7 protein-coding genes and 2 pseudogenes are annotated in these 6805 nt (G+C 74.0%); 5 read left to right on the plus strand and 4 right to left on the minus strand.

All coding sequences use genetic code 11. The annotated features are described in order from the left end of the window. Both ACWEVO_RS25735 and ACWEVO_RS25740 read left to right on the plus strand, forming a co-directional pair. Positions 1 to 96, plus strand: a pseudogene (locus ACWEVO_RS25735) (alpha-amylase family glycosyl hydrolase); the annotation flags it as partial. A 50-nt stretch (positions 97 to 146) separates the two neighbouring features. After that, on the plus strand, positions 147 to 941 hold the full coding sequence (locus ACWEVO_RS25740) for a hypothetical protein (protein ID WP_452310085.1): 795 nt from the start codon (positions 147 to 149) through the stop codon (positions 939 to 941). A gap of 21 nt (positions 942 to 962) precedes the next feature. Here ACWEVO_RS25740 and ACWEVO_RS25745 read toward each other — a convergent pair whose 3' ends face one another. The 4 genes from ACWEVO_RS25745 to fabG form a co-directional block, all read right to left on the minus strand. After that, positions 963 to 1829 carry an HAD-IIA family hydrolase gene (locus tag ACWEVO_RS25745; protein WP_452310091.1) on the minus strand — a complete coding sequence of 289 codons (867 nt, stop codon included), beginning with the start codon at positions 1827 to 1829 and terminating at the stop codon, positions 963 to 965. Further along, positions 1778 to 2809 carry a ferrochelatase gene (locus ACWEVO_RS25750; protein WP_452310086.1) on the minus strand — a complete coding sequence of 344 codons (1032 nt, stop codon included), beginning with the start codon at positions 2807 to 2809 and terminating at the stop codon, positions 1778 to 1780. The genes ACWEVO_RS25745 and ACWEVO_RS25750 overlap by 52 nt, the downstream gene beginning before the upstream one ends. 70 nt (positions 2810 to 2879) lie before the next feature. Then, positions 2880 to 3647, minus strand: coding sequence for an enoyl-ACP reductase FabI (fabI, locus tag ACWEVO_RS25755; protein WP_452310087.1), 768 nt, complete (start codon positions 3645 to 3647; stop codon positions 2880 to 2882). A gap of 22 nt (positions 3648 to 3669) precedes the next feature. After that, a complete protein-coding gene (gene fabG / locus ACWEVO_RS25760) occupies positions 3670 to 4374 on the minus strand; it encodes a 3-oxoacyl-ACP reductase FabG (protein ID WP_452310088.1) in 705 nt (234 codons plus the stop codon). Positions 4375 to 4526: 152 nt separating this feature from the next. Here fabG and ACWEVO_RS25765 point away from each other — a divergent pair, with 152 nt between their 5' ends. The 3 genes and pseudogenes from ACWEVO_RS25765 to ACWEVO_RS25775 form a co-directional block, all read left to right on the plus strand. Then, complete coding sequence (locus ACWEVO_RS25765) at positions 4527 to 5756, plus strand: sensor histidine kinase (RefSeq protein WP_452310089.1); 1230 nt, start codon at positions 4527 to 4529, stop codon at positions 5754 to 5756. Further along, positions 5753 to 6415, plus strand: a complete 663-nt coding sequence (locus tag ACWEVO_RS25770; RefSeq protein ID WP_452310090.1) for a response regulator — start codon at positions 5753 to 5755, stop codon at positions 6413 to 6415. Before ACWEVO_RS25765 ends, ACWEVO_RS25770 begins: the two co-directional genes overlap by 4 nt. Positions 6416 to 6513: 98 nt before the next feature. After that, positions 6514 to 6805: pseudogene (locus ACWEVO_RS25775) on the plus strand (hypothetical protein); the annotation flags it as partial.

Here is a 6805-nt window from a genome sequence, read left to right on the forward strand (position 1 = left end):
CCCGGCATCACCGCCCGCCTCGGCCACCTCTCCGAGCTGGGGGTCGACGCGGTCTGGCTGTCGCCGTTCTACCCGTCACCCCAGGCCGACGCCGGTCGGTGCGGCAGTCGAGACAGGGGCGGCGGGGAGCACGTACCCTTTTCGGCATGTCCCTCCCCGCAACGGGCGCGGCCACACTGGCTCCGCGCCGGTCGAGCCGGTTCGTTGCCTGGGTGCGCGCCTGGCGCGCCGGCCTGGTGCCCTTCGACGAGGTCGCCGACGAGATCGCCGGCGACGAGGAGCACCTGGTCGCGGACGCCCCCGGCACCTGGACCGACGTCTCCCTGCGGGAGGCGCTGCCCAGCCTGGCCAAGCTCTCCCCGGACGAGATCCGGCTGGTGCTGCCCGCGCCCGGCGACCCGCGCGGCCTGCCCGGTCCCGGCGAGTTCACCGGCGCGGCGCTGGTGGCCGGGGAGGCGGTGGTGGCCAGCGGCCTCGGGCTGGTCCCCGAGGTCCGTACCCACACCTCCGGCTCCGGGATGACCTGGGAGACGGTGCTGTGGCGGGTCTACCCGCTGCCGGCCGACGCGCCGAAGGCGTCGCTGGCGGTGCCGGGCGCGGCCGAGGCGGAGGCCGAGCTGGCCGTAGCGCTCGCCGAGACGACCGCGGCGCTCACCCGGCTCGACGTGGCGCAGTGGCGGCCCGAACTGGCCGGGGCGCTCGCGGCGCTGCGCCGCCCCGACGGGGCCACCGACCTGCCGCCCGGCTTCGATCCGCGGGCCCGGCGGCTCTTCGCCCGCGCGGCCGTGCTGGACCGGGTGCTCGCCCTGGCCGGGGAGAGCGCCCCGGGCGGCGCGGTGAACACCTACGAGGCGCAGCAGCGGGACGCGGCGTTGCGGCCGCTCACCACCGCCTGCCGGCAGGCCCTCGTGGCCGCCTGCAACGCGCCGCTGCGCCCCTGAGCGCCGCGGGCCGCGCCGGGTTCAGACCTCGTCGATCAGGTCGGCCACGGAGTTGACGATCCGCGACGGCCGGTACGGGTAGCGCTCCGCCTCGGTCCGGCTGCTGATCCCGGTGAGCACCAGGATCGTCTCCAACCCCGCCTCCAGGCCACAGAGGATGTCGGTGTCCATCCGGTCGCCGATCATCGCGGTGGTCTCCGAGTGGGCGTCGATGGTGTTCAGCGCCGAGCGCATCATCATCGGGTTGGGCTTGCCGACGAAGTACGGCTCCACCCCGGTCGCCTTGGAGATCATCGCGGCGACCGAGCCGGCGGCGGGCAGCGCGCCCTCCACCGACGGTCCGGTCGCGTCCGGGTTGGTGCAGATGAACCGGGCGCCGTCGTTGATCAAGCGGATCGCCTTGGTGATCGCCTCGAAGCTGTAGGTGCGGGTCTCCCCCAGCACCACGTAGTCCGGCGCGAAATCGCTGAGCACGTACCCGACCGCGTGCAGCGCGGTGGTGAGGCCGGCCTCGCCGATCACGTACGCGGTGCCACCGGGCCGCTGGTCGGCCAGGAACTGGGCGGTGGCCAGGGCGGACGACCAGATCGACTCCTCCGGCACGTCCAGCCCCATCCGGGCCAGCCGGGCCTGGAGGTCGCGCGGCGTGTAGATGGAGTTGTTGGTCAGCACCAGGAAGGGCTTGCCGGAGGCGCGCAGCTTCTTGATGAACTCGGGTGCGCCGGGGACCGGCTGCCCCTCGTGCACCAGCACGCCGTCCATGTCGGTGAGCCAGCTCTGCACCGGCTTGCGGTCATGCATGTGTCGTCCCCAGGGGTGTCGGAGGTCGGTCGGGCTCAGGGCCGGCGGGCCGGCGGCACGCAGCACAGCGCCGGGCAGGTGTCCCAGGCCGGCAGCTCGCCGAGGCGGCGGCGCAGCCCCTCGCCGTTCGGGGCGATGCGCTCGAGGACCAGCTCGCGGACCATGGCCACGAACCGCGGGTCGGTGCCGGGGGTGGCCGCCCGGACGAAGTCCAGGCCGAGCTGCTTGGCCGTCTCCAGCGCCTCGGTGTCCAGGTCCCAGACCACCTCAAGGTGGTCGGAGACGAACCCGATCGGGCTGACCACCACGCTGGTCACGCCCTGCTCGGCGAGGGCGGTCAGGTGGTCGTTGATGTCCGGCTCCAGCCACGGCACCTGCGGCGGGCCGGAGCGGCTCTGCCAGACCAGGTCGTACGGCAGGTCGGGCGCGGCGGCGGCGTGCACCAGCCGGGCGGTCTCCTCGAGCTGGGCGGTGTACCGGCCGCCGTGCGGCCCGGCGGTGGCGGCCGCCGACACCGGGATCGAGTGCGCGGTGAACACCAGCCGGGTGCTGTCCCGCCGGGCCGGGTCGAGCTGCGCCAGCGCGGCCCGCACCGCGTCGGCGTGCGGCTCGACGAAGCCGGGGTGGTCCCAGAACTGGCGCAGCTTCTCGATCAGCGGAGCGTCCGTACCCACCGCAGCGCGGGCGGCGGCGATGTCCTCCTGGTACTGCCGGCAGGAGGAGTACCCGCCGTACGCGCTGGTGACGAAGGCGAGCGCCCGCTGGACCCCGTCGTCGCGCAGCTGCGCCACGGTGTCGGCGAGCATCGGGTCCCAGTTCCGGTTGCCCCAGTAGACCGGCAGGTCGACGCCGTGGGCGGCGAAGTCCTCCCGGATCGCCGCGAGCAGCTCACGGCACTGCTGGTTGATCGGGGACACCCCGCCGAAGTGCAGGTAGTGCTCGGCGACCTCGGCGAGCCGCTCGGGCGGCACACCCCGCCCCCGCGTCACGTTCTGCAGGAAGGGCAGCACGTCCTCGGGCCGCTCCGGGCCGCCGAAGGAGACCAGCACCAACGCGTCGTACGCCATGCTGCCATTCTCCCCCGACGGCCGTGACGACCCGGCGACCACCCCGGGACGGCCCGGTTTCCGGCCGGTCTCAGGCGCCGATCGCGTGGTAGCCGCCGTCGACGTGGACGATCTCGCCGGTGGTGGCCGGGAACCAGTCGGACAGCAGCGCCAGGCAGGCCCGGGCGGCCGGCTCCTGGTCGGTGAGGTTCCAGCCGAGCGGGGCGCGCTCGGCCCAGGCGTCCTCGAACTGCTCGAAGCCGGGGATCGACTTGGCGGCGATGGTGCGCAGCGGACCGGCGGCGACCAGGTTGCTGCGGATGCCCCGCTTGCCCAGGTGCAGCGCCAGGTAGCGGGAGGCGGACTCCAGCCCGGCCTTCGCCACGCCCATCCAGTCGTACACCGGCCAGGCCTTGGTGGCGTCGAAGGTGAGGCCGACCACGGCGCCGCCCTGGGACATCAGCGGCAGCGCCGCCATCGCCAGGGACTTGTACGAGTACGTGGAGACCTGCAGAGCGGTGGCCACGTCCTCCCACGGCGCGTCGAGGAAGCCGCCGCCGAGGCAGCTCTGCGGGGCGAAGCCGATCGAGTGCACCACGCCGTCCAGCCCGTCGACGTGCTCGCGCACCTTGTCGGCGAGGCCGGCCAGATGTTCGGCGTTGGTGACGTCCAGCTCGATCACCGGGGCCGGCTCGGGCAGCCGCTTGGCGATCCGCTCGACCAGGGAGAGCCGGCCGTAGCCGGTGAGCACGACCTGGGCGCCGTTCTCCTGGGCGAGCTTGGCGACCGAGAAGGCGATCGAGGCGTCGGTGATGACGCCGGTGACGAGCAGCCGCTTACCGGTTAGCAGTCCGGACATTGCCAATTTCCTCCGTGCTCTCTCAGTGACCCATGCCCAGGCCGCCGTCGACCGGGATGACGGCGCCGGAGACGTAGCCGGCCGCGTCCGAGGCGAGCCAGGTGACCACGGCGGCGACCTCGTCGGGGCTGGCCATCCGGCCCGCCGGGATCGACTTGCGGATCTCGGCCTTGCGCTCCTCGGGCAGCACGGCGGTCATGTCGGTGTCGATGAAGCCGGGCGCCACCACGTTGGCGGTGATGTTGCGGCTGCCCAGCTCGCGGGTGATCGAGCGGGCCACGCCGACCAGGCCGGCCTTGCTGGCGGCGTAGTTGACCTGGCCGGCACCGCCGGAGAGGCCGACCACCGAGGAGATGAAGATCATCCGGCCCCACTTCCCCCGGAGCATCTTGGTGGAGGCCCGCTTGGCGCAGCGGAAGGCGCCGGTGAGGTTGGTGTCGAGCACCCGGGTGAACTGCTCCTCGGACATCCGCATGAGCAGCGTGTCGTCGGTGATGCCGGCGTTGGCGACGAGCACCTCGACCGGGCCCAGCTCGGCCTCGATGGTGGCGAACGCGGCGTCCACCGACTCGGCGTCGGTGACGTCACACTTCACGCCGAACAGCCCCTCGGGAGCGTCGCCGCTGCGGTGGGTCACCGCCACCCGGTCGCCCTGCTTGGCGAAGGCCTGCGCGATGGCCAGGCCGATTCCCCGGTTTCCGCCGGTCACCAGCACGGTACGGGCCACGGTTCCCCCTCGGTCAGCTGATCTCTCGGTCGCTGGCGAGCCTAGGGGTTACCGCGGGGTAAGCGCTAACCGCCGGTCATACCGAGGTAGGGCCCGAAGGGTCACCCCACGGGGGCACGACGGGACCGCCCCGCCGAACTAGCCTCCAGGGGATGGACAACAGTCCCGCCCGTGGCGGCCTGGCCGCGCTGCGTCGCCTCTGGGCCGGACCGGACTACCCGTCGATCCGGCCGTCGCTGCGCCGCTGGCCCCGGCTCGCCGCCGCCGGTCCGACCCTCGCGCTGTTGGCGCTGATCGGCTTCACGGTGCTCACCGCAGAGTTCCTGCTCGACGAGCGGAAGCTGCCCACCGCCACCGCCTGGCTGCTCGCGGCGCTCACCGTCGCGCCGCTGCCGATCCTGCCGGCCCGACCGCTGTGGGCCTGGCGGGTCATGTTCCTCGGGCTGATACTCGGCACGTTGAACCGGCCGCCGACGGAGGACTGGCCGTGGAGCCCCAGCCAGATCCTGGTCATTCTCGCCGTCCTGGTCGTGGTGGCCGCCCGGGTCGACCGGGCGGTGCTGGCGTGGCTCGGGTTGTTCAACCTGCTCCCGGTCTGGATCTTCGTCCCCCGAGCCAACCAGGCCGGCGTGAGTCTGCTGTTCGTGGTGCTGCTCGTCCTCGGTGACCTCGTACGGCGCAACGTGCTCGCCCGGCGGGCGCTGGCCGAGCAGGCCGAACGCAGCGAGCTGGAGCAGGCCAGACGCGCGGTGCTGGAGGAACGCACCCGGATCGCCCGCGAGATGCACGACGTCGTCGCCCACCACATGTCGATGATCGCCGTACAGGCGGAGACCGCCCCGTACCGGGTGGGCGCGCTGCCGGACGCCGCGCGTACCGAGTTCCTCGACATCGCCGGCTCGGCCCGCGAGGCGCTGACCGAGATGCGCCGGCTGCTCGGCGTGCTGCGCAGCGACGCCGGCCCCGCGGCCACCGCGCCGCAGCCGGGCATGGCCGACGTGCCGGACCTGGTGGCGGCGGCCGAGCGCGCCGGGATGGCGGTCCGGTTGGAGGCCACACCGCCGCCGGACGTACCGGACGCGGTCGGGCTGGCCGCGTACCGGATCGTGCAGGAGGCGCTGGCGAACGCAGCGCGACACGCGCCCGGTGCGGCGGTGACCGTCGGGCTGCGGGCGCGCGACGGGATGCTCGCCATCGCGGTACGCGACGCGGGCGGACCACCGGCCGCGGCGGGCGCGACGAGCCCGACGAGCGGGCACGGACTGACCGGCATGCGGGAACGGGCCCGGCTGCTAGGGGGTACCTTCAGCGCCGGACGGACCGCCGACGGATTCGCCGTCACCGCCGAACTGCCGTTGGGAACGGAGGATCCCGCGCGATGATCCGGGTGCTGATCGCCGACGACCAGGCGATGGTCCGGCAGGGCTTCGGGGCGCTCCTGGCCGCCCAACCCGACCTGCTCGTCGTCGGGGACGCCCCGGACGGCGCGCAGGCCGTCGCCGCGAGCCGCCGCCTCGACCCGGACGTGGTGCTGATGGACGTCCGGATGCCGGTGCTCGACGGCCTCGCCGCCACCCGGCAGCTGCTCGGTGACCGGCCGGCGGAGCGCCCGCGCGTGCTGATCCTCACCACGTTCGACCTGGACGACTACGTGTACGAGGCGCTGCGGGCCGGGGCGAGCGGCTTCCTGCTCAAGGACGCCCCGGCCGCCGACCTGGTGCACGCCGTCCGGGTGGTGGCCGCCGGTGAGGCGCTGCTCGCGCCCGCCGTCACCCGGCGGCTGATCGCCGAGTTCGCCGCCCGTCCCGAACGGCGGCGTCCCCGCCCCACCGCGCTGGCCGGGCTGACGCCGCGGGAGACCGAAGTGCTGCGACTGATCGCCCGGGGCCGCTCCAACAGCGAGATCGCCGCCGACCTGGTGGTCGCCGAGCAGACGGTCAAGACCCACGTCGGGCGGATCCTGGCCAAACTGCACCTGCGTGACCGGGCGCAGGCCGTGGTCCTCGCGTACGAGACGGGTCTGGTGGCCGCGGGCGAATAGCCCCCTGGTGGCACGCCGGGAACCGGTCCACAGGGGGACGCCTCCCGGGCCGTCCGCGGCACACGCTTCCGCCGGAGCGATTCCGGAGGGAGCACACGATGCACTGGACCCGACCCGCCCGAGCGGCGACGACCGCGTTGCTCGGGCTCGGCCTGCTGGTACCGGGCCACCCCGCCCCGCTGGCGCCGGCAGCCTACGTCGAGGCGTACCCGGTGACGGCGGCGCGGCTGCGCGCGGCGGGGCCGCCATACGACGGCTGGCCCGCGGACGGCCGACACTTCCTGGTCTTCGATCCGCGCGACCCGGGGCAGCACCATCATGGCCAACGAGGTGCCGCCGACGCCCACGTAGTCGGAGCCGCGGACCTCGGTGACCCGGACCCGGCCGGCC

This window comes from Micromonospora sp. NPDC003776 (assembly GCF_053605645.1).

Coding starts and splice junctions, on each gene's coding strand:
- ACWEVO_RS25740 (WP_452310085.1), top strand. CDS start 147: ATGTCCCTCCCCGCAACGGGCGCGGCCACACTGGCTCCGCGCCGGTCG.
- ACWEVO_RS25750 (WP_452310086.1), bottom strand. CDS start 2,809: ATGGCGTACGACGCGTTGGTGCTGGTCTCCTTCGGCGGCCCGGAGCGG.
- fabI (WP_452310087.1), bottom strand. CDS start 3,647: ATGTCCGGACTGCTAACCGGTAAGCGGCTGCTCGTCACCGGCGTCATC.
- ACWEVO_RS25765 (WP_452310089.1), top strand. CDS start 4,527: ATGGACAACAGTCCCGCCCGTGGCGGCCTGGCCGCGCTGCGTCGCCTC.
- ACWEVO_RS25770 (WP_452310090.1), top strand. CDS start 5,753: ATGATCCGGGTGCTGATCGCCGACGACCAGGCGATGGTCCGGCAGGGC.